Genomic DNA, 21,695 nt, shown 5'->3' on the forward strand with positions numbered 1-21,695 from the left:
CTGACCAGGCATTTCTATGGATATTTCTGCCCAGGCCGCTGCCGCTGTTGATGTTCCTCCGGCACCCGCCAGCATCCACTGGATCCGGGAGCCGGAGGCGCTGGATCAGTGGCTTGATCGCGCACCCGGCAAGCCCCTGGCACTGGATACCGAATTCGAACGGGTAAACACGTTTTATCCGATTCCGGGCCTGGTTCAGCTCGGACTGGATGGCGGGTTTTGTCTTGTGGACCCGGCCGTTGCCGAACAATCCCGCCGTTTCCGCGAGGTGCTGACCGATCCGGAAACGCCCAAACTTCTGTATGCCATGAGTGAAGACCTGGAGCTGTTCCGTCAGTGGCTGAACCTTGAGCCCGCCGGCGTGACAGACCTGCAGATTGGCGCCGCCATGGCCGGTGCCGGGTTCTCCCTGGGTTACGCCAGGCTGGTGGAAACCCTGTTCGGCGAAACCCTCGACAAATCCGCTACCCGGTCCGACTGGCTGGCCCGGCCTTTGAGTGAGGCTCAGCAGCGCTATGCCATTGACGATATCCGCTTTCTGGAACCCATGTACGAGTGGGTAACCGGTTTGCTGCGGGAACGGGGCCTGGAGGCTGCGCTGGCGGAGGAATCCACGCGATTCGCCAACGAACTGGCCGGGCAGGAAGATCCGGACAGTCATTACCTGAAGCTCCGGGGCGGCTGGACACTCACTCCACAGCAGCAGGGCGTGCTCAGGGAGCTGGTTCGCTGGCGGGAACTGGAATGCCAGAAACAGGACCGGCCGCGCAACCGGGTGCTGTCGGATGCCTTGCTGATCGCCATTGCCGAAAATATGCCGGGCTCCCAGAGGGAGCTTTCAAACATTCAGGGCGTGCCTTCCGGCGCGGTCCGGCGTTACGGCGACACCCTTATCGAACTTGTTAGCAAGGGGGCAACAGCGGATAATTCCGGCCTTGAACGCATCGCTCCGCCGTTGTCGAGGGATCAGCAGGGGTTTTTCAAGCAGTTAAAGCGGTTATTCAGGAAGGCGGCAGAAGATGCTGATATTCCAATGGAACTGCTTGCGCCCAGGAAGCGGCTTGAGAAAGTGGTGCAGCACCGTGATCTGGCGCAACATGAATTTTTTCAGGGCTGGCGGGCGCAGATTCTGGCTCCGGTTCGCGCTGATATCGAGGAATTACTGACGTCATGAAAGAGCGGGAATTTGTTTCTGTATTCCGTAGTAGCAAAAAGAGCGACACCTACATTTTTGTCCGCCGTGGCCAGGAATGGGAGGAGCTTCCGGAGAGCCTGCGTGGCATTTTCGGGCAGCCTGTTCATTCCATGGATCTGGTAGTGACGCCAGACCGCAAGCTGGCAAGAACAACCGGCAAGCAGGTGCTTGAGGCCATCGGGGAGAAAGACTTTTTCCTGCAGATGCCCGAGGAGAGGGAAGGTTACGTGGTGGACTTCCGGAAGAAGCCGGAGCAGCGCAACCCATGATTGCCCAGGTGGCGTTCTGGCAGCGCAAGCGCCTGGACGAAATGACACCCGGGGAATGGGAATCCCTGTGTGACGGCTGCGGAAAATGCTGTCTGAACAAGCTGGAAGACGAAGACACCGGCGAGGTTTATCACACGGACCTGGTGTGCCGTTACATGGATGAAGAGACCTGCCGCTGCACCGTTTATGGCGAGCGGCTGAAAAAGGTTCCGGGTTGCACAATGCTGACACCGGGCACCGTCACGGACTACCATTGGTTACCCTATACCTGTGCCTACCGAACCCTGGCCGAAAGCCGGCCACTGGCGGACTGGCATCCGCTGCGAAGCGGGGATCCGGATTCGGTGCACGAAGCGGGCGTTTCCATCCGTCACCGGGCTGTTTCAGAGGCCGGGGTGCCGGAAGAGGACTGGCAAGAACACATCATTCACTGGATTCTGTAATGATCGATACCGATGCACAAATGGCCTACGGGATTTTCTGGGCCGCCTACGCCATTGCCTTCGTCGTGTTCTTTTACATGATGAAGAGTCTGATTCGCTTCCTTCCCCTGTACGGACTGAGAACCCTGATACTCGCAGCGCTGGTTGCCCTGCTGCTCACCCCGGTGGAGTCTCCGGACCTCGCGGGCTGGTGGATTCCGGCCTGGTTGTTTGGCGGCTATGAAATGATCCTGGGGGAGGAAGATGCGGCGGGCCGGGCGCTGTTCAACCTTGGCCTTGCCGGCCTCGTGATGCTGCTGGTCTGGGTGCTGGACCTGGTTCGTTATCGTCTGGTTCGTCGGTAACATCAATCAATAATAAGAACGGATGGATGCCTTGAGAGCGATTAAACCGAGATTGCTGAGCCTGTTTGCACTGGTTCTCGCATTCAACCTGCCCCTGCCGGTAACGGCGCAGGAGGCTGACGATGTTCAGTTGCCCGGACAATCGGATGTGCGGATTATTGTCGATATCTCCGGCTCCATGAAGGACACCGATCCGACAAACCTGCGTCAGCCTGCCGTAAGACTGCTTGCCCGACTCTTGCCAGAGGGCGCGACGGCCGGGGTCTGGACCTTCGGGCAGTATGTGAACATGCTGGTTCCGCACCGTGAGGTGAACGATCAGTGGCGGGATACGGCCATCGGGCGCTCGGAGCAGATTAATTCTGTTGCCCTGAGAACCAATCTGGGCAAGGCCATTGAAGTTGCCAGCGATGGTTACTACACCGACGGTGATCTGAGCAGAACCCACTTTATCCTGCTGACCGATGGCAAGGTGGATATTTCCGCCGATTCTGCTGCAAATTCTGCCGAGGAGCAGCGCATCCTTGAAAAGATTGTTCCCGATCTGGTTGCCAGGGGCGCTACTTTTCACCCGGTCGCGCTTTCTCAAGCCGCTGATACGGATTTTCTGAGGGCGCTGGCCACGAAATCCGGCGGTCGCTATCAGATTGCTGAAACCGCGGACGCCCTGAACCTTGCTTTTCTGGAGGCCCTGAACACGGCGGTTCCCCAGGAACAGATTCCGATTGAGGGCGACGGCTTTACTGTTGACGACGGCGTTCGTGAGTTTACCGCTCTGATCTTCTGGGGTGAGAAAGAAACTACGGCCACCCGTGAGCTTGAACTGATTGGCCCGGATGGCGGCGCAGTCAGCCTGGCGGATTCCCCAGACAACGTCCGTTGGGCAAGAGAAGCCGGGTACGATCTGGTTACGGTGAATGACCCGCCCGCCGGGGAGTGGCGACTGAACGGAGAACTGGGTGAGGGCAGCCGGGTGACGGTGGTCAGCGATCTGCGAATGGTGGTCAATCCATTCCCGGCCACCTTTTCTTCGGAACGTCCGGTCGATATCCGAATCGCCTTTTTTGAAGAACAGGAAAAGATCACCAACCCGGACTTTTTGGGAGTCCTGGACGTTGAGCTGACCATCACCTCCGAGGATGGCCGTAGTGGAACAAAGGTGTTGTCAGCCGGGCAACCACCGGAAGACGGTACCTATCGGGATGCGGTCAGGCGGCTGCCGGCTCCCGGCCTGTACCGGATGGATGTGGTTGCCGATGGCCAGACCTTCAGCCGCAAGTTCAGTGCGACTGTCGGGTTTACGGTTCCGGAAGGCGCCGAACCTGCCGAACCGGTTGGTGAGCCATTGGGCGCGCCGCAACCAGAGGCTGAAGCACCAGAACCAGTGGCTGAACAGCCTGAGCCGGAGATTGCCCCACCCATAGATGTGAGTCAGGTAGAAGAGCCTCCTGCGCCGACGGCCGAGCAACCTGAACCAGAGCAACCTGAGCCAGAGGGCCCCGCATCGGAGTCAACGGAACCGGCGGAGGGGCAGGATAGCTTCCCGGTACCCATGTCGGTGATCGCTGCCGCTGCGGGTGGGGTTGCACTGTTTGCCGGCGTTGTATGGGTCGCCCTTCGTCAGCGCAAGAAGCGCCAGGAGGCCCTGGCGGAGGCTGCTTCTGAGCGGGAGGCTCTGGAAGACCTGGAAGAGAAGCCCGAGTCCGAACCAGAACCGGAACCCGAACCAGAACCAGAGGAAATTCCGGAGGTCACTGAGGAAATGCCGGACGATGATAGGGCGGAACTTGAAGCGGTGATCGATGAGCACGAAGCGGCGCTGAAGGCCGGCGATGAGTCGCTGGATGAACCGGAAGTGCAGACGGAAGAGGATATCCCGGTGGCCGATACGCTGGTGGAGGAAGAGCCCGCTGATTCGGATGAGGACGTTCCGGAACTGGAAGACGTCGCCGATCCGTCTGACGCCGACCTCCCGGAAGACGATGACGATGAGGAATTCGGGCTTGAGGATTTTGACCTGTCCGAGTTCGACGATTTACCCGATTTTGACCAGGACGATTCCGGATTGCCGGATAACGGTCCGAAAAAGAAACCCGACGACAAAGATCAGAAAAAGTAACCAACAGGAACCAGACCATGAAGTTTACCGGTACCGAGAACTATGTAGCCACCGATGACCTGCAAATGGCCGTCAACGCCGCTATCACACTTCAGCGTCCGCTGTTGATCAAGGGCGAGCCCGGCACCGGAAAAACCCTGCTGGCGGAAGAAATGGCCGCAGGCCTTGGCATGAAACTGATCCCGTGGCACATCAAGTCCACCACCAAGGCCCAGCAGGGGCTTTACGAATACGATGCGGTATCGCGCCTGCGGGACTCGCAACTGGGTGATGAGAAGGTCAAGGACATCGGCAATTACATCGTCAAGGGCAAGCTCTGGGAGGCCTTTGAAGCCGATGAACAGGTGGTTCTGCTGATTGATGAAATCGACAAGGCTGACATCGAATTCCCCAATGACCTCCTGCTGGAACTCGATCGCATGGAGTTTTTCGTCTATGAGACCCAGGAATCGGTAAAAGCAAAGCACCGGCCGATCATTGTCATCACCAGTAACAATGAAAAAGAACTGCCCGATGCGTTTCTGCGCCGGTGTTTCTTCCACTACATCAGTTTCCCGGACCATGACACCATGCAGGCTATCGTGGATGTCCATTTCCCGGGCTTGCAGCAGGAAATCGTTCGTGATGCCCTGGAAGTGTTTTTCGATGTACGCAAGGTGCCGGGGCTCAAGAAAAAACCCTCCACCTCGGAGCTGATTGACTGGCTGAAGCTGTTGATGGCCGATGAGCTCTCGGCAAAAATGTTGCAGGAGAAAGATACCAGCTCGGCGTTGCCGCCTCTGTACGGTGCCCTGGTGAAGAACGAGCAGGATGTGCACCTGTTGCAGAAGCTCGCCTTCATGGCCCGTCGCCGCAGCTGATACTCAGCAAGAACATTGGCAAGAGTCACGTTTTATGTTGATTGATTTTTTTCTTGAAGTCCGGCGCGCAAAGGTACCGGCCAGCCTGCGGGAATTCCTGGATTTGCTGGAAGCCCTGCAGCATCGGCTCGCCTTTGCCGACATGGAAGAGTTCTATTATCTGGCGCGTCTTTGCCTGGTCAAGGATGAGCGCCACTTCGACAAGTTTGACAGGGCTTTCCAGGCGTATTTCGAGGGCATCCAGAACCTGGATGACCTGCTCGAAGCGCTGATTCCGGATGACTGGCTGCGGGCCGAGTTTGAAAAGCACCTGTCCGAGGAAGAGAAGGCCCAAATCGACTCTCTCGGTGGTCTCGAGGAGCTGATCGAGACGTTCAAGAAGCGCATGGAAGAGCAGCAGGAACGCCATGCCGGGGGTAACAAGTGGATTGGCACCGGCGGTACCTCGCCATTCGGTGCCAATGGCTACAACCCCGAAGGCTTCCGGATCGGCCAGAAAAACGGCCGCCATGGCCGGGCCGTCAAGGTGTGGGAGAAGCGTGAATACAAAGATCTGGACGACAGCATTACCCTGGGCATCCGCAACATCAAGGTGGCGTTGCGGCGGTTGAGGAAGTTTGCCCGCCAGGGTGCGGCGGACCAGCTGGATATGGACGACACCATCCGCTCCACCGCCCGGAATGCCGGTTACCTGGACCTGAAAATGGTGCCGGAGCGGCACAACGCGGTGAAGGTGCTGATCTTCTTCGACGTAGGCGGCTCCATGGACCCGCACATCCGCGTCTGTGAGGAGTTATTCTCCGCCGCGCGTCTCGAATTCAAGCACATGGAATATTTTTACTTCCACAACTTTATCTACGAGAGCGTCTGGAAGAACAACATCCGCCGGATGAACGAGACCATGAGCACCTGGGACATCCTTCACAAATACACGCCGGACTACAAAGTCATCTTTGTGGGTGACGCCACCATGGCGCCCTATGAGATTTCCCACCCGGGCGGCTCGATTGAGCACTGGAATGAGGAAGCGGGCGCCACCTGGTTCCAGCGCATTTCCGACCACTTCCGCAAGGTAGTCTGGCTCAACCCGTTGCCCGAGAACTACTGGGGCACCGGCGGCTCACTGGGCATGACCCGGCAGCTGGTTAACGACCACATGTACCCGCTCACCGTTGAAGGCCTTGAATCGGCCATGAAGCAACTGAGCAAATAAAAATGGGGTCAGATGAAAATGGGGTCAGATGAAATTTTCATCTGACCCCATTTTCATCTGACCCCAAACTAAAAAAGCCGATGCGGTTGAGGGCATCGGCAAAGCTCGGCATATCAAACGGAGTCGCCGGTCAGGCTTTCCCGTCGCCTTCGATTCAGCAATTACAGGGCCAGTTAAACTAGACGTAATCAAATCAATTGGTTGGTAGTATCCGGATTCAGGTTCTATGGCCCGTCTGCCTTGGCCACTTCTGCTTTTGTCAAATAACTCGACACTCGATCTTCCCTCTATTGGTTCCGCGTTTTCCATTTGGTGATCTGGATACCGTTCTTGGCGGTTACCAAGTGTTACGCTTTCTGCCGATCTGTTACAGAAGTTTGCGTGGGTTACAAAGGCAGGAGGCTTATGTTCGGCATACAACAAGCACAAAAGCGCCGGATTCATGAACGCAGAACGTTCATCGGCTGGTTGTTTCCGTTATTGCTGCTGCCCGCTCCGGTAATGGCGGCGGCGTCGCTGGATGAGGAGATAGAGGAGCTGAGCGCCGAGGTTGCCGGGCACTCTGCCAGCGTCTTTGCCCTTGAGCAGAAACTGCTGCATCCCGCCAATACCCGACTGGCAGTTTTTCTGACACTCCAGAGCCGGGATGCGCTTGATCTTGATTCGGTGGAGCTGTTCGTAAACGGCCAGCCAGTCGCTTCCCATCTTTATACCGAAAGAGAACGGGCCTCACTGGAACGCGGTGGGGTCCAGCAACTGTTTACCGGCAATCTCAGGAACGGCGACCACGAGCTGAAAACGGTTATAACGGCCCGCTCCGCCAATGATGATTTTGTTCGCCGCGAATCGGTACACCGTTTTCGGAAGCGCCCCGGTACCCTCCGGTTACAGATGAGCCTGGAGGCGCGTGCACCGGACTATGAACCCCGGGTTTCGTTTGTTGAGTGGAAGTAGGTTGCCATGACCTTTCGACTCCTGTTTATGTCCTTATCACTTCTGGTCATCAGCCCGCTGATGGTTTCTGCCGCACCGGTATTACCGGCTGATATTCGAGACGGTCTGGAAGCATTCAGGCAGGCCAGTGGGGTGGGCGTGGATTTGGGCGACAAGCGCCAGCAAGCGCTTTATCAGGATGCCGAAGAGGCCCGTTTGAGCGGCCAGACTGACGATGCCGGGCGCGTCCTCGCCGGAATGAAGGAAGGCTACTGGGCGGCTGTAGGTTACCTTAATCTGTCTACCGATTATGCCAGGGAGGATCTGAATCCTGCCCGCGCGCTGGTCGCTCTGAGGGTCGCTCTGGCCATGCTGGAAGGCGATGGGGATTCCGCTCGCCGTGAACAGCTTCGGAACCGCCTGCTCACTCGGGCCGGCTACCTTGCATACCAGCACGGGGAGTACGAGAAAGCGATCGGTTTTCTGGAAAAAGTAGCATTGGACAGCTTCAGCACACCGAGGGCGCTCTACCTTCACGGCCTTGCACTCTCGCAGCGGAGCAACCACCGGGCCGCCATGCAGAGCTGGCACCGGGCCAGGAAATACCCATTGGCTTACCCGGGTGTTGCGGATGCCTGGATTGCTATGGGCCGGGGGTATGATCTCTCTGGCTACCTGGGTCAGGCCGGAGAAGCCTACCTGGCGGCCAACGCAGCCTTTGAAAGTGAACGGGTGACCTTGCGCAAACTGGCAGAAAAAATCCGGGACCAGGGGGCTTACAAGACATTGATCGAAGATGCCAGGGAAACCGGAGTTGACTGGTTCCTGGCCGATAGCCGTACCCTGACCCAGCCACGCATGGCCTATCTGCTGGGTTTTATGGCGCAACCCGCCGCCCAGCATGCCGGGGGGAGGGTCGCCGCTCTGGAAGTGATGGCCGCAAGGCTTGTGGGTTACCAGAGGGATCTGGAGGTCTTCGACAGCGCACTGGCCGAGCAGATCGCCAACAGTCAGCGGCAAACTGCCTATGAAAATACCAAAGCGCTATCCAGGCAGGGAGCTGATCTCAGGGCCCGGATCGAGCGTTTGTCGGCTGAAGCGGTGGATTCCGCTCAGAAAAACCGGCTCTCCAGCCTGGCGCAAACCCTGGCGGATACCCGGGACCGGCTGGCCAGCCTTGATCAACGGGCATCGGGACGACCGGCGGTGCTTCGGGCACTGCGCGATCAGGCTCTCGCGCTGAAGAGCAGGAATGAGGCGCTGGTCGCCTCTGTTAAGCGTCTGAGGCTCGAAGCCGGGGAGGCTCTGGACAAACTGGCCCTCGATTACGTCGCCAGCCGGGATCGGCAGATGGCGTTCGCCCTCGACAAAACCGAACAACAGATCGCCCACCTGTACGAATACCTTGCCCTGCAGAATCTTGCCAACGCAGATCTGTCCGGAGACACAGCCGGGGAGGGACGCCCGTGAGACGACTGGCCCCAAGGTTTTTCACCGCACTTTTCATCGCACTTTTCATTGCACTTTTCATTTCACTCTGTCTCGCCTCGCCAGCGATAGCCCAGGAATCCTTCCGGGTCGATCTCGGGCGCGATGGCGAAACCATCGGTGACATGCGCCCCGTTTTTCTGACATTCGAATCCCGCCCCATGCCCGCTATTTCGCCATCGGAAGTGGTGCGTCGCTACCATCGCCTGTTTCTGAACTCCGATGAGCCTGAGGTAAGGATCGATGCCCTGAACCGTCTGAGTAATATTCGCGACAAATCCGGTGAGGACATCGGCTTCTCTGTGTCCGAGGAACAGAAGGTCTACCGTGAGGCCATCAGTAGCTACGAATCGATTCTGGAACGAGGCTCTTTTGGCGGGCGGCTTGATGAACTGCTGTATCAGATGGCCAAGGCCCATGCGCTGACGGGTCACGATCAGGAATCCATCCAGCGCCTGAAACAACTGGTCGGGCTTTATCCTGATTCAGCACTGGTGCCAGAGGCCAGATTCCGGATTGCGGAATCCGCCTTTGCTTCCGGTCGCTATGCAGAGGCAGAAACTGGCTATCGACACCTGGTTGAATCCGGCGAAAACGGAGAATTCAGCACCAAGGCCAGGTATATGCTGGGCTGGAGTCAGTTCAAGCAGGGTGCCGGGGCCTGGGACCGGGCAGCCAACACCTTCGTTACGGTTCTGGACGAGTTCCTGCCAGACGCCCAAAGTCTGGAAGACGTCAACGAATCCAGTGTCGACACGATCGATGATACCTTCCGCGTGCTTGCCTTGATGGCCGCGAGAAAGCGCGGCCCCGAGACGCTGATTTCCTGGCTGGACGAGACCCGGATGCGTCCCTGGGCGCATCTTTTGTTTGACCGGCTCGCGGATTATTACGCTGTCCAGGGGCAGACAGAGGCCAGCGTTGCCGTTAACCAGGCATTTATTCGCTACGCGCCGGATCACGCTAAGGTTCCCGCCTTCATGTTGCAGGTCGTCGATGTCTGGCAGCGGGCTGCTCTGCCCGAGCGGATCCGTGAGGCGAGGGCAGGGTTCGTTGCACGTTTCGGGTCCGATGCTGGCTACGATCGCCTCAACCCGGGCGAGCAGGAAAAATGGCAAAGCTTCAGCCGGGTGCTGGCGGACTTTCAGTATAACCGGGGAACAAATTCGGCTAACACGGGCGATGTAACCGCTGCCAGGGCGGCTTTTGTTTCGGCTGCTGGGTATTACGAGGGGCTTGCCCGGCGGTCGGTCCGGATCGGTGAAATCCTTCGGCTGGCGGGCGACGCCCGGCTCCAGGCAGGACAGTTACCCGAGGCACTGGCGAACTTCAGGCGCGCAGCTTATGAGGTGGCGAATTACAGCGAGGCGGCTGATGCCGGCTGGGCGGCCATTACGTTGCTGCGCGATGGCCTCAATGGCCGGCGAACCAGCCAGGGATTCAGCCCCGGGCTCGAGGAAGTTTCTGCCGAAGCGGATCAATTTGCAGAACGTTTTTCCGGAGATGCCAGAAACGCCGGCCTGATGGCGGATCTGTCCGCCCGCTGGCTCGCCACAGGCAACCACCAGCGCGCCCTGGATTACAGCGCGAGAGTCATCACCGGTGCCGAAGCTACCGCCCGGGAACGTTATGCAGCATGGCAGGTAACCGCAGAAGTCCGGCAGCACCAGGACGAATACGGTCTTGCGGAAAGGGCCTGGAAGCAGGCTCTGGACCTCGCTGAAAACGGCGACCCCGGGGATCTTCCAGGGGATCAGGCGGAGAATGTCCGAAAACAGCTCGCCACGGTTGTATACCGTCAGGGCGAGCGGGCCGCGGCCAAAGGCAAGACCGAAGATGCGGTCCGGCACTTCCGCCGCGTCGGTTCTGTGCTGCCCGGATCAGACCTGGCCATCAAGGGCCGCTACGACGCCGCCAACACCCTTCTCAAAGCCTCGGATTGGTCCGGGGCCATTGAAGATCTTGAGCGTTTCCGGTCGGATTTCCCCGGGCATGAGCTGGTGTCGGGCATCCCTGAAAAGCTGGTCCACGCCTGGGTTGCATCCGGGCAGCCAGCGCTGGCTGCCTCAGAGCTCCTGCAGATGGCGGCAGGCCAACCTGACCCCTGGCAGCTGCGGCTCAGAGCTGCCGCATTGCTCCATGACGCTGGCAATATCGCTGAACGCAACGCGCTGTACCGTGACTATCTGGCCACTGGCGTCGTTGCCGGGGATGGTCCGGGCCACCTGCGCCTTCAGACCATGCGTCACCGCCTTATGGAATCCGGCGTTGAGGGGGATGACTGGCGGGAAGCACTGGTCAGCGCGGAGCTGGAAAGCCCCTGGCACAGCCCGGAGACCCTTGAGTGGGCTTCTCGTGCCTCAATGGTTCTCGGTGCCCGTGCCGCAGCCGCTTTCACCAGTATCGAACTGACCCATCCCCTGGAAGATTCGCTGGAACGCAAGCAGGGCGCGCTGGAAGCCGCGCGTCAACGATTCCTGGATGCAGAGGCACTCGGCGCTGAGGCGGTGCTGTCCGAGTCCCTTTACCGGCGTGCGGAACTTTACCGGGGGCTGGCCCGGGACCTGATGGCGTCGTCAGTGCCGGCTGATCTGAACGAGCTGGAGACCATGCAATACCAGATGCTGCTGGAAGAGGAAGCCTATCCGTTTGAAGAGAAGGCAATTCGGCTGCACACCGAGAACCACCGGCGGATCACCGCCCGGGGGTACGATGCATGGATTGGCCGCAGCCTGGGCGTTCTGGCCGATCTGCATCCGGGGCGTTACCAACGCAAGGTGAAATGGTTGAGCTGGAATATGGAGGCGGGTGATGGCTCGTTATAACCGGTTAAAGAGCACGTTGGTCTGGATTCTTCTGCTGGTTCTGCTGGGCGGCTGCGCCGGGCAGGCTGTTCAGGAGCCTGAACCCGCACAGACGAACCCGGAGTTGGCAAGAAGCTTCGCAAGGGAGGGGCAGCTGGCTCTGGAGCAGGGCCGCAGGAATGCCGCCGCCGAGGCGTGGCAGAAAGCCGTTGAGCTGGACCCGGGCAACGCGGTCGTCGTTAATAACCTGGCATTGGTGATGAAGGATCAACACCGCTTTGCCGAAGCCGCAAAGCTGCTTGAGACCGGTATTTCGAACTCGCCGGAGGTTGCCGAGCTGCATTACAACCTGGCCGTGATTGCTGAACTGTATCTGTTGGAACTCGACAGGGCGCTGACTCACTACAACCGCTATCGGGTACTGACGGAAGAAGACGACCAGCTCGTCACCGGATGGATTGCCGATCTGGAACGGAGGCTGCAATAGATGCAGATGCGCCATTACTTGCAGGTAACCGTAACAGGTATGCAGTCAGTTGTTCTTGCCGGGCTGGTTTTGCTGGCGCCGGCCCCTGCAGGGGCAGGTCAGGAGGACTCGGTTCGCCTGAGCGTTGACGGCATATCGGCCAGCCTTGGCGAGGATGAGCCGCGGGTACTTTACATATTGCCCTGGCAGGCGCCGAGCCTGCCAAAACGCCCCCGGGCAAAGCTGGATGATACCGCGCCGGAACTGATGCGGCCGGCAGACCCGGTGACTCTGGAAAGGCATCGCCTGTTTCGTGAAAACCTTAACCCCCTGATCCTGAGCCCCCTCGGGGACTCAGCCGTGACTGCGCAGTAATAACGGGAGAACAATCATGCTGGACACCATCGTACGTTTTTTCCAGGAAGGCGGCCCCTTCATGTACCCCATTGCTGTTGTATTGGCGCTGGGCCTGGCCATTACCCTGGAACGATTTTTCTACCTCTCCGGGGTGAGGCGGCGCAACCGGGCGGCCTTCGAACGGGGCATCCTGCCATTGCTGCAGAAGCGTGATTACCAGCGGGCCATGAAAGCGGCAAGCAACTCGGATAGCGCCATTGCCTCCATCATGGGCGCGGGCATCGGTCGGTTGCTGAGCAACAGCCGGCGGGAAGATATTGAATACGCCATGGAGGAGGGTCTGATGGAAGTCCTTCCCCGGCTGGAAAAGCGCACCCAGTACCTGGCGACCCTGGCCAACATCGCCACCCTGCTGGGGTTGCTGGGCACGATCATCGGTCTGATCGCAGCCTTTACTGCAGTGGCAGCGGCAGACCCATCCCAGAAAGCCAGCCTGCTTTCCGAGAGCATATCCGTGGCCATGAACACCACTGCCTTTGGACTGATGTCGGCGATACCCTTGTTGATGTTCCATGCCGTGCTGCAGACCCGCACCAACGAAATTGTGGACAGTTTTGAAATGGCGGGTGTGAAACTGCTGAACATTGTTTCTGATCCTGTTTCGAACCCCAATGCCCAGCCATCCGCAGCCTGAGTTGATGCCATGAGACGCCGACACCGCAGGCTGAGTACATCGCCGGAGCTGGACATAACCGCCTTTCTGAACCTCATGATCGTTCTGGTGCCGGTTTTGTTGCTGGGCATGGTGTTCAGCCAGGTCCGCATAATTGAACTGAACTTTCCCGGAATGGAGGCCGGGGAAGTTCCAAAAGCCGATGAGCTTCGCCTGGTGGTAACACTGATTCCGGCGGGTATCGAAATTGCTGACAGCGATCGGGGGCTGATTCGTGTGCTTCCGAAAAAACAGGGTGCACAGGACTTTGAAGCGCTTGGTGACGTCCTTCGCCAGGTGAAAGGCCGGCTACCGGAGAAGACCGATGTGGTGCTGGAAGTCGGTCCCGATATCGATTACCAGACGCTGGTTACCGCCATGGATACGGTTCGCTCATACCCGGCCGTGGTGGCGGCCAGTGTGGTGGAGGCCGAGCTGTTTCCGGACGTTTCCCTGATGGATGCATCGGATAATCGCCAGTTGGCGGCCACTGTCCAGGAAGAATCCGGGGAGGGCGCGTGAGAACATCCCGAAAGGCCCGCAGGATCCAGCGGCACTACGGCCGCATGCACAGACCGGGTGGCCTGAACCTGGTGTCGCTGATGGACATCTTCACCATTCTGGTTTTCTTTCTGATGGTGAATTCCTCCGATGTGAAAGTCATGAAGAACACCGCCGATGTGCCGTTGCCGAAATCGACGGCACAGCAGGAAGCCGCAGAGAATCTCACGGTGCAGGTAACCGGCAACGCCATTCTGGTACAGGGAAAGGAAGTGGCCCGGCTGGAGGGAATCGAAACGGGAGATGACCGTATTTCCGGTTTGTCGGGGGAGCTCACCTGGCGACGTAACCGCTGGACCGAGATCCCCGAGGAGGGACTGGAAGTTACCATCATGGCCGGTCGCGATACCGATTACCGGCTGCTCCGGAAAGTGATGCAGACCTGTGTTGATGCGCAATACCGGCAGGTACGGCTTGCAGTGGAAGGGGAGGTTCGCAATGGCTGATACCTTGTCTCCTGCGGGACATTCCGCCGGGCTGCCGTGGGGCCGGGATACCGGTGAGAACCTCCGGTTTGGCGCCATTGTCGGGGTGACGTTGGCGCTGTTACTGCCTCCGGCACTGTTGATTCCGACACTGGACCTGCCGGAGATTCAACGCAGCGAGGCTGAACAGATCCCGCCCAGGCTCGCGCGCCTTGTGGAGCGGCCAAAACCCATTGTTACACCTGAGCCTGTGACGCCAGAGCCCGTCAGGCAGGAGCCGGTTAAACCAGAGCCGGAGCCCGAGGCTCGAAAAAAAGAACCGGAAAAGGCGCCCCCTGAGCCGGTGAAGGCTGAACCGAAACCCGAGCCCCGGCCGGAGCCTGCCCTTGCCCGGCAGGCCAAACCCCGGCAAACCACTGAGCAGGCGAGGGAGAAGGCGTCCCGGTCCGGGTTACTGGCGATGAAAGACCGGCTGGCCTCTCTCAGGGAGCCTGAACCGGCGCAGGCCAGGCAATTTGTGGCGAATACAGATTCCGACAGCATGGCCCGCACCGTTTCCCCCGGGGATTCCGGGAAGTTGCTCAGTGGCAGTGGTGGGGTTACAGACACTGTGGCCCCGGAAACATCGGTGAATGTGGCCGGGCACGAAGTCCGGAAAGTCGAAGCGCCTGTTGAGGAAACCCGTGCCGTAGCGGCGAAGCCGGCTAATCCCGGGCCGTCCGTCGGTGAGCGGGCCATGAGCAATATTCGCAAGGTATTTGATGCCCAGAAAACCGCACTCTATTCCCTGTACCGGCGGGAGTTGCGGCAGGACCCAACGCTTGAAGGCAAGGTGTTGCTGGAACTGGTGATCGAACCAGACGGTTCGGTTTCCGCCTGTGACGTTGTCAGCTCCGAATTGCAGCATCCGTCCCTGGAGCAGCGTATTGCCATGAGGGTAAGGTTGTTCAATTTTGGCGCCGACAAGGTCGGGACCCGCACGGTTCGGTTCCCGATTGATTTCCTGCCCGGCTGAATCAGCTCTCGATGGTGATCCTGGGCAGTTGAGGCTTGTGCAGGGAGACTTTTTCCGTCGGCGCAATAACCCTGGCCTGGCCGGAGACCACCTGCTGGCCATTCTGGTTCCGCACATCACAGCCAACCACAATACGGTTTCTCGGATCCTTGCGCAGTACTTTCAGGTTTACCGTCAGGGTGTCATCCAGCTTTACCGGACGCCTGAATGACAGGCTCTGCTCCAGGTAAATGGTGCCCGGGCCAGGCATAACGGTTGCCAGTGCCGCTGAAATCAGGGAGCCGCTCCACATGCCATGGGCAATGCGTTCCTTGAACCTGGAGCAGGCGGCGAAATCGGAGTCCAGGTGTACCGGATTCACGTCACCGGACACCGCCGCAAACAGCACCAGCTCGTCTTCCGAAAGGGTGCGTATGAAGGTGGCGGTATCGCCCTCGTTCAGCTCGTCATAGGTAATATTTTCAAGAGTACCAAGGGTATCAAGGGTATCAAGGGTATCGCTCATGGTGCGCTCCGCACTGATGTCATTTGTGTACAGCTGTTCGGGTAAGAACTCCGAAAACTACCTCATCGGTTACAAAACTGCTATTCTCTCCCCACTTTTTTGAGTCTGATACTTTTGTCGGGTTGATTTTTTTACCAACCTGGCATCGGTAAATCATTCTAATCAAAAGCGCCAAACAGGAGATGGTGATGGATTTTGAGCAGTTTTATCAGGATAAATACCCCGCCGGCGTACCTCGCGAGGTTGACCTGAGCAAATACAAGAGCATGGTGGATGTGTTTGAGCAGGCCGTCAAAAAGTTTGCTGACCGTCCTGCATTCTCCGCTGTTGGCGCAACGCTCTCCTATCGTGACCTCGACACCCTGAGCCGCAACTTTGCAGCCTGGATACAAAACAAGACCGATCTGAAACCTGGCGACCGTATTGCGGTTCAGATGCCCAATGTCAGTCAGTACCCGGTGGTTGTGTTTGGCGCCATGCGTGCTGGCCTGATTGTGGTGAACACCAACCCCTTGTATACCACCCGGGAAATGGAGCACCAGTTCAACGATTCCGGTGCCAAGGCATTGGTGGTGCTGGCCAACATGGCCGGGAACGCCGAAAAAGTGCTGCCCCATACCGGCATCGAACACGTCATCGTGACTGAAATTGCCGACATGCATTCACCGATCAGGCGCACCCTGATGAATGCGGTGATCAGGCACGTCAAGAAGATGGTGCCCCCGTTCAACATTCCTCAGGCCCATAAACTGCCGGCAGTGCTTAGTGCCGGTGGCCGGGAAAAGTTTACACCGGTTGAGTGCAAGCGGGACGATATCGCAGTTTTGCAGTACACCGGCGGCACTACCGGTGTGGCCAAAGGCGCCATGCTGACCCACGGAAACCTGGTGGCAAACCTGTTGCAGACCCGCCCGATGATGGAGGGTATGGTCGTTGAAGGGCAGGAGGTTGTTATTGCGCCCTTGCCGCTGTACCACATTTATTCCTTCACCCTGAACTGCGGCATCATGCTTGAGGCCGGTGCCCACAATGTCCTGATTCCCAACCCGAGAGACATCCCGGGTTTTGTGAAGGAGCTGAAAAATCACAAGTTCACCGCGTTCCTGGGCCTGAATACTCTGTTCGTAGCACTGTGCAACAATGAGGAATTCCAGGCCCTGGACTTCACCAGCCTGAAGCTGACGTCCTCCGGCGGTATGGCCCTGACCAGCGACACGGCGAAAATGTGGCAGCGGGTGACTGGCTGTGAGATCTGCGAAGGCTTCGGTATGACTGAAACCTCGCCAGTGGTGACCTTTAACCCTCCCAGTGCCATCCAGATTGGCACTATCGGCCTGCCCATTCCCTCAACCCTCGTTCAGACCCTGGACGAAGAGGGTAATGAAACGCCCCTGGGCGAGCCTGGCGAGCTGTGTGTGAAAGGTCCTCAGGTTATGCGTGGATACTGGCAGCGCCCGGAGGACACCCAGAAGTCCTTCACAGAGGACGGTTTCCTGCGCACCGGTGATATCGCCCTGATCCAGGAAGACGGCTACATTCGCATCGTTGATCGCAAGAAGGACATGATTATCGTGTCTGGCTTCAACGTGTTCCCGAATGAGGTTGAGGATGTTGTCAGCAGCCACCCGAAGGTGGTCGAGTGTGCCGCCGTGGGCATTTCCGATGCCAAGAGTGGTGAAGCGGTCAAGGTTTACCTGGTGCCGACAGCCGAGGGCGTGACCGAGAACGAGCTCAAGGAGTTCTGCCGCGAGCGTCTGACGGCCTACAAGGTGCCCAAGTACTTTGAATTCCGCGATGAACTGCCCAAAACCAACGTGGGCAAGATTCTGCGGCGCGAACTGCGGGACGAGGCCAACAACAAATAAGCCTGCCCCGGGCTCTTGCAAGGAATACCCTGCTTCGGCGGGGTTTTTCCGTTTTTAACCACCTGACTTTCCCGATAGACTGTCGCCCAATCAGATCCGAGTGAGCGTAATTCCGGCAATTCAATGACAGACACCCGTTCCGATACTTCCAGAACACCGACACTCAAACCGGACGGCGAAGCCGCCGTCAAGGCCATGATGGCGCAGCTGGACGCCTGCAACCAGCAGGAAGCGGCACGCATCGTGAAAACCGTTGCCCGCACCAAGGGCAAGCCGGACCAGAAAGACCTGGAAAAGATGGCCAACTGGCTGGAGCGCGGCCTCGGGAAAGTGCAGCAGCGACACGCCCTGCACAAACCGGCGAGTTTCCCAGAGGGGTTGCCGGTTTCCGAGCGGGTGGATGATATCCGGGAGGCCATCGAAAACCACCAGGTGGTGATCATTGCCGGTGAAACCGGTTCCGGTAAAACCACCCAGATCCCGAAAATCTGCATGAACAGCGGCCGGGGTACCCGGGGGCTGATTGGCCACACCCAGCCCCGCCGAATTGCCGCCCGCAGTGTGGCCGCCCGGATTGCCGAGGAAATCGGTGAACAGACCGGTCAGCAGATCGGCTACCAGGTTCGATTCACCGATAACACCTCGGAGCAATCCAGGGTCAAGGTGATGACGGATGGCATCCTGCTGGCGGAAGTTCAGCACGACCGGTTTCTGGACCGCTACGACACCCTGATCATTGACGAAGCCCACGAGCGCAGCCTCAACATCGATTTTCTGCTCGGCTACCTGCGCCAGCTCCTGCCCAGGCGACCGGACCTGAAGGTCATTATTACCTCGGCAACCATTGAGGTGGACCGGTTCAGCGAGTTCTTCGACAGGGCTCCGGTGATTGAGGTAAGTGGGCGGACCTATCCGGTGGATATCCGTTACCGGCCGCTGACGGGCGATGAAGATGACCGGGATCAGGGCTGGACCGACGGGGTTCTGGGTGCCCTGGAGGAAATCGAACAGCACGAGCGCAGTGAAAAGCAGCCACCGGGCGATGTGCTGGTGTTCCTGCCCGGCGAGCGGGAAATCAGGAACCTGAGCAAGGTTCTGCGCCATGTCGATCTGAAGCATACCGAAGTGCTGCCGTTGTATTCCCGCCTGAGCAATGCCGAGCAGAACCGGGTGTTCCAGTCTCACAAAGGCCGGCGTATTGTGCTTTCGACCAACGTGGCGGAAACCTCGCTGACGGTGCCGGGCATTCGTTATGTGATCGACACCGGCGTTGCCCGGATCAGCCGCTACAGCGTTCGCTCCAAGATCCAGCGGCTGCCGATAGAACCCGTGTCCCAGGCCAGTGCCAATCAGAGAGCGGGCCGCTGTGGTCGTGTGGCACCAGGCATCTGTTTCCGGCTGTACGACGACACCGACTTTATCAACCGCCCGGAATACACCGATCCGGAAATCCTGCGCACCAACCTTGCTTCCGTCATCCTTCAGATGGCCACTTCCGGGCTCGGCGAGATCCGGCAGTTCCCGTTTCTTGAACCGCCGGACAAACGGCAGGTCAACGACGGCTACAAGCTGCTGGAAGAACTGGGGGCAGTTGATGACAAGCGTCGCGTTACCAAGCTCGGGCGAACCATGGCGCGACTGCCTCTGGATCCGCGGCTGGCCAGAATGCTGGTAACGGCCGCCGACCTTGGCAGCTTGTCGGAAACCCTGGTCATCATTGCCGGCCTGAGCATTCAGGACCCCCGTGAACGCCCCCAGGACAAACAGCAGGCGGCCGATCAGGCGCACGCCCCGTTCACTGACAGGGAATCGGATTTCGTTACCCTGCTGAACGTCTGGAACTATTACGAGGAGCAGCGCCAGGAGTTGTCCCAGAATCAGTTGAAGAAGGTCTGCCAGAAGAGCTTCCTGAGCTGGATGCGAATGCGGGAATGGCGGGACATCCATCGCCAGCTCACCCTGATTTGCCGCGAACAGAAACTGGCGGTGAACAAGGAGGCCGCCAGCTACGAATCGCTCCACAAGGCTATTCTGGCCGGCCTGCTGGGGCAGGTGGCCGTCAAGGTTGAGAAAAAGGAATATCTCGCCACCCGCAACCGGAAGGTGATGCTTTTCCCGGGCTCCAGGGTTTCCAAAACCGGTCCCAAGTGGATTGTCGCCACCGAGATTGTTGAAACCAGCCGGGTGTTCGCCCGGGTGGTGGCGTCCATTCAGCCGGAATGGATTGAGCCCCTGGCTGGCCACATTGTTAAACACCATTATTTTGAGCCCCACTGGGAACAGAAACGGGCTCAGGTGATGGGCTACGAGAAGGTGACGCTTTACGGTCTGGATATCGTGGCCAAACGTCGGATTCCCTACGCCAAAGTGGATCCGGCCGAGTGTCGTACTCTGTTCATCCGCAGGGCGCTGGTTGAGGGCGATTACCGGTCCAGGGCACCATTCATTGCCCGTAACCGGGAAATACTCGATACCGTGGAGAACCTGGAGAAGAAAACCCGGAGGCGGGATCTTCTGGTCGATGATGACGTTCTGGTGGGGTTCTACGAGGAGCGCCTGCCGGCGGATATCGTCAGCGGGCGCCATTTCGAGAGTTGGTGGAAAGGCCTTTCGGCGGAGCAGCTGAAAGATCTGGAACTCACCGAAGACGACATTCTCCAGCGCCCGGTCGACGCCCAGGCGGCGGAGTTGTACCCCGATTACCTGGAGTGGGAAGGCGTCCGCTACCCGCTGAGTTACGAATTCGAGCCTGCCAGCGAACAGGACGGCGTTACCCTTCAGGTTCCCCTGATGGCCCTGAAGCAGATTCCGTCCCGCCGACTTGAATGGCTGGTGCCGGGGCTGTTACGGGAGAAATGCGTAGCCCTGGTGAAGTCCCTCCCCAAGGCATTGCGCCGCAATTTCGTCCCGGTACCGGATTTTGTTGATGCGGCCCTGGCCAATCTCCAGCCATCCAATGAGCCGCTGGCTTTGCAACTGGGCGAACAACTGCGCCGGATGACTGGCGTGAGAATCGACCCGGACGCCTGGTCTGAGGCGGAATTGCCCAGGCATTTGCGGATGAACCTCCGGGTTATGGGCGATGGTGGAAAGGCGATTGCCGAAAGCCGGGATACCATCGAGCTTCAGGGTCAGCTTGAGGGCCGGGCGGAGGAGGCGCTGGCTTCGGCGACCAGTGACAATGCCTCAAAGGAACCGGCGGGAGACTATACCGACTGGCAGTTCGGACAATTGCCCGAACAGGTACAGACCGAAAAAGGCGGGATGCAGGTAACGGTGTACCCGGCACTGGAAGACCTCGGCAAACAGGTCCGGCAGATTCGATGTCTGGACCGTTTGACGGCAGAGGACATCACTCGCAAGGCGGTTGCCCGTCTGATTCTCAACCGGTTCGGCAAGACCCTGGATGATCTCGAGCGCAAGCTTCCGCATTTCCGGCAATCCGCCCTGATGTTTGCCCCGGTGGGCCAGGCGAAAGTTCTGCTGGACGACCTGCTGCTGGCGACGGCCATACAGCATTTTCTCATCGAAGGTATCCCGAGAAGTGCCGATGACTTTGATCGCCTGTTTGGCAGGCACCGGGGAGATTTCATTCCCGCGCTTGAGCAGGCCGACGAACGGCTGTTTCAGGCCATGTCCGGCTACCAGAAAGTGGCGAAGCGGCTCAAAGGCAAGATCAACCTGGCCCTGGCAAACAGCATGGCCGATCTGAAGTTCCAGCTGCGGAATCTTGTCTATCCGGGGTTCCTGGTTGATACGCCGCCGGAGTGGCTGGCGGAGTTCGGTCGTTACTTCGAGGCCGCCCTGATCCGGCTTGAAAAAATGCCCCGGGAAATGGGTCGGGAGCGCGAATTCCTGCATACCATCGAGCCACTCTGGTCCCGCTATGCGGTAAAGCGTGATGAACAGCAGCGCCAGGGTGTGCGGGATCCGGAGCTGGTGCTTTACCGGTGGATGCTTGAGGAGTTCCGGGTATCGTTTTTTGCCCAGCAACTGGGCACGGTCATGACGGTATCGGTAAAACGGATGGACCGGCAGTGGGAGAAAACCCGGGTTTAAGGCGTCTACAGGCCCGCACCAATCCGGCGCCCCTGACTGATTCCCGGCGGGCAAAACCCGGA

At 58.8% G+C, this 21,695-nt stretch carries 19 protein-coding genes; 18 read left to right on the forward strand and 1 reads right to left on the reverse strand.

The window, feature by feature from the left end; all coding sequences use genetic code 11:
• Positions 1-16 precede the first annotated feature (16 nt).
• The 16 genes from AC13C0_RS05580 (at position 17) to AC13C0_RS05655 (ending at position 15,204) form a co-directional block, all read left to right on the forward strand.
• Positions 17-1,174 (forward strand): ribonuclease D, encoded by a 1,158-nt coding sequence (locus AC13C0_RS05580; protein ID WP_117617272.1) that lies wholly within the window; start codon positions 17-19, stop codon positions 1,172-1,174.
• Positions 1,171-1,464 carry a YcgL domain-containing protein gene (locus AC13C0_RS05585; RefSeq protein WP_117617271.1) on the forward strand — a complete coding sequence of 98 codons (294 nt, stop codon included), beginning with the start codon at positions 1,171-1,173 and terminating at the stop codon, positions 1,462-1,464. Before AC13C0_RS05580 ends, AC13C0_RS05585 begins: the two co-directional genes overlap by 4 nt.
• A complete protein-coding gene (locus AC13C0_RS05590; protein ID WP_117617270.1) occupies positions 1,461-1,907 on the forward strand; it encodes a YcgN family cysteine cluster protein in 447 nt (148 codons plus the stop codon). The genes AC13C0_RS05585 and AC13C0_RS05590 overlap by 4 nt, the downstream gene beginning before the upstream one ends.
• A complete protein-coding gene (locus tag AC13C0_RS05595) occupies positions 1,907-2,251 on the forward strand; it encodes a hypothetical protein (RefSeq protein WP_117617269.1) in 345 nt (114 codons plus the stop codon). Before AC13C0_RS05590 ends, AC13C0_RS05595 begins: the two co-directional genes overlap by 1 nt.
• 22 nt (positions 2,252-2,273) lie before the next feature.
• Positions 2,274-4,370, forward strand: coding sequence for a VWA domain-containing protein (locus AC13C0_RS05600; protein ID WP_482954076.1), 2,097 nt, complete (start codon positions 2,274-2,276; stop codon positions 4,368-4,370).
• A 17-nt stretch (positions 4,371-4,387) separates the two neighbouring features.
• Positions 4,388-5,230 carry an AAA family ATPase gene (locus AC13C0_RS05605; protein ID WP_117617267.1) on the forward strand — a complete coding sequence of 281 codons (843 nt, stop codon included), beginning with the start codon at positions 4,388-4,390 and terminating at the stop codon, positions 5,228-5,230.
• Between the two features lie 34 nt (positions 5,231-5,264).
• Complete coding sequence (locus tag AC13C0_RS05610) at positions 5,265-6,443, forward strand: vWA domain-containing protein (RefSeq protein ID WP_117617266.1); 1,179 nt, start codon at positions 5,265-5,267, stop codon at positions 6,441-6,443.
• 405 nt (positions 6,444-6,848) lie between these two features.
• Positions 6,849-7,397: an AraC family transcriptional regulator gene (locus AC13C0_RS05615; RefSeq protein ID WP_482954077.1), complete on the forward strand. Its 549-nt coding sequence runs from the start codon at positions 6,849-6,851 to the stop codon at positions 7,395-7,397.
• 6 nt (positions 7,398-7,403) lie between these two features.
• Positions 7,404-8,846: a tetratricopeptide repeat protein gene (locus tag AC13C0_RS05620; RefSeq protein WP_227539423.1), complete on the forward strand. Its 1,443-nt coding sequence runs from the start codon at positions 7,404-7,406 to the stop codon at positions 8,844-8,846.
• Complete coding sequence (locus AC13C0_RS05625) at positions 8,843-11,689, forward strand: tetratricopeptide repeat protein (RefSeq protein ID WP_482954078.1); 2,847 nt, start codon at positions 8,843-8,845, stop codon at positions 11,687-11,689. The genes AC13C0_RS05620 and AC13C0_RS05625 overlap by 4 nt, the downstream gene beginning before the upstream one ends.
• Positions 11,676-12,155: a tetratricopeptide repeat protein gene (locus AC13C0_RS05630; protein WP_341582039.1), complete on the forward strand. Its 480-nt coding sequence runs from the start codon at positions 11,676-11,678 to the stop codon at positions 12,153-12,155. Before AC13C0_RS05625 ends, AC13C0_RS05630 begins: the two co-directional genes overlap by 14 nt.
• The gene (locus tag AC13C0_RS05635) at positions 12,156-12,509 is read left to right on the forward strand and encodes a hypothetical protein (protein ID WP_482954079.1); all 354 of its coding nucleotides are present in this window, start codon (positions 12,156-12,158) and stop codon (positions 12,507-12,509) included.
• A gap of 16 nt (positions 12,510-12,525) precedes the next feature.
• Positions 12,526-13,185, forward strand: a complete 660-nt coding sequence (locus AC13C0_RS05640) for a MotA/TolQ/ExbB proton channel family protein (RefSeq protein WP_117617264.1) — start codon at positions 12,526-12,528, stop codon at positions 13,183-13,185.
• A gap of 9 nt (positions 13,186-13,194) precedes the next feature.
• Positions 13,195-13,725, forward strand: a complete 531-nt coding sequence (locus tag AC13C0_RS05645) for an ExbD/TolR family protein (protein ID WP_117617263.1) — start codon at positions 13,195-13,197, stop codon at positions 13,723-13,725.
• Entirely contained in the window at positions 13,722-14,210 is a 489-nt protein-coding gene (locus tag AC13C0_RS05650; RefSeq protein WP_482954080.1) for an ExbD/TolR family protein, read from the forward strand. The genes AC13C0_RS05645 and AC13C0_RS05650 overlap by 4 nt, the downstream gene beginning before the upstream one ends.
• Entirely contained in the window at positions 14,203-15,204 is a 1,002-nt protein-coding gene (locus AC13C0_RS05655) for an AgmX/PglI C-terminal domain-containing protein (protein WP_482954081.1), read from the forward strand. The genes AC13C0_RS05650 and AC13C0_RS05655 overlap by 8 nt, the downstream gene beginning before the upstream one ends.
• Position 15,205: 1 nt before the next feature.
• Here the strand turns inward: AC13C0_RS05655 and AC13C0_RS05660 are convergent, their stop codons facing one another.
• Positions 15,206-15,709 carry a MaoC/PaaZ C-terminal domain-containing protein gene (locus tag AC13C0_RS05660; protein WP_482954082.1) on the reverse strand — a complete coding sequence of 168 codons (504 nt, stop codon included), beginning with the start codon at positions 15,707-15,709 and terminating at the stop codon, positions 15,206-15,208.
• Positions 15,710-15,897: 188 nt separating this feature from the next.
• Between AC13C0_RS05660 and AC13C0_RS05665 the strand changes: the two genes are divergently transcribed.
• Together AC13C0_RS05665 and hrpA are read left to right on the forward strand one after the other, a co-directional pair.
• Positions 15,898-17,574 (forward strand): AMP-binding protein, encoded by a 1,677-nt coding sequence (locus AC13C0_RS05665; protein WP_341582034.1) that lies wholly within the window; start codon positions 15,898-15,900, stop codon positions 17,572-17,574.
• Positions 17,575-17,697: 123 nt separating this feature from the next.
• Positions 17,698-21,633 carry an ATP-dependent RNA helicase HrpA gene (gene hrpA / locus AC13C0_RS05670; protein ID WP_482954083.1) on the forward strand — a complete coding sequence of 1,312 codons (3,936 nt, stop codon included), beginning with the start codon at positions 17,698-17,700 and terminating at the stop codon, positions 21,631-21,633.
• Positions 21,634-21,695: the final 62 nt, after the last annotated feature.

The sequence above is a fragment of the Marinobacter sp. B-21 genome (assembly GCF_056857895.1).

Bases quoted from the DNA above. Each gene is read 5' to 3' on its own strand.
- AC13C0_RS05635 (WP_482954079.1), top strand. From the start codon at position 12,156: ATGCAGATGCGCCATTACTTGCAGGTAACCGTAACAGGTATGCAGTCA.
- AC13C0_RS05600 (WP_482954076.1), top strand. From the start codon at position 2,274: ATGGATGCCTTGAGAGCGATTAAACCGAGATTGCTGAGCCTGTTTGCA.
- AC13C0_RS05620 (WP_227539423.1), top strand. From the start codon at position 7,404: ATGACCTTTCGACTCCTGTTTATGTCCTTATCACTTCTGGTCATCAGC.
- AC13C0_RS05660 (WP_482954082.1), bottom strand. From the start codon at position 15,709: ATGAGCGATACCCTTGATACCCTTGATACCCTTGGTACTCTTGAAAAT.
- hrpA (WP_482954083.1), top strand. From the start codon at position 17,698: ATGACAGACACCCGTTCCGATACTTCCAGAACACCGACACTCAAACCG.
- AC13C0_RS05630 (WP_341582039.1), top strand. From the start codon at position 11,676: ATGGCTCGTTATAACCGGTTAAAGAGCACGTTGGTCTGGATTCTTCTG.
- AC13C0_RS05665 (WP_341582034.1), top strand. From the start codon at position 15,898: ATGGATTTTGAGCAGTTTTATCAGGATAAATACCCCGCCGGCGTACCT.
- AC13C0_RS05640 (WP_117617264.1), top strand. From the start codon at position 12,526: ATGCTGGACACCATCGTACGTTTTTTCCAGGAAGGCGGCCCCTTCATG.
- AC13C0_RS05590 (WP_117617270.1), top strand. From the start codon at position 1,461: ATGATTGCCCAGGTGGCGTTCTGGCAGCGCAAGCGCCTGGACGAAATG.
- AC13C0_RS05585 (WP_117617271.1), top strand. From the start codon at position 1,171: ATGAAAGAGCGGGAATTTGTTTCTGTATTCCGTAGTAGCAAAAAGAGC.
- AC13C0_RS05615 (WP_482954077.1), top strand. From the start codon at position 6,849: ATGTTCGGCATACAACAAGCACAAAAGCGCCGGATTCATGAACGCAGA.
- AC13C0_RS05605 (WP_117617267.1), top strand. From the start codon at position 4,388: ATGAAGTTTACCGGTACCGAGAACTATGTAGCCACCGATGACCTGCAA.
- AC13C0_RS05655 (WP_482954081.1), top strand. From the start codon at position 14,203: ATGGCTGATACCTTGTCTCCTGCGGGACATTCCGCCGGGCTGCCGTGG.
- AC13C0_RS05645 (WP_117617263.1), top strand. From the start codon at position 13,195: ATGAGACGCCGACACCGCAGGCTGAGTACATCGCCGGAGCTGGACATA.
- AC13C0_RS05610 (WP_117617266.1), top strand. From the start codon at position 5,265: ATGTTGATTGATTTTTTTCTTGAAGTCCGGCGCGCAAAGGTACCGGCC.
- AC13C0_RS05595 (WP_117617269.1), top strand. From the start codon at position 1,907: ATGATCGATACCGATGCACAAATGGCCTACGGGATTTTCTGGGCCGCC.
- AC13C0_RS05580 (WP_117617272.1), top strand. From the start codon at position 17: ATGGATATTTCTGCCCAGGCCGCTGCCGCTGTTGATGTTCCTCCGGCA.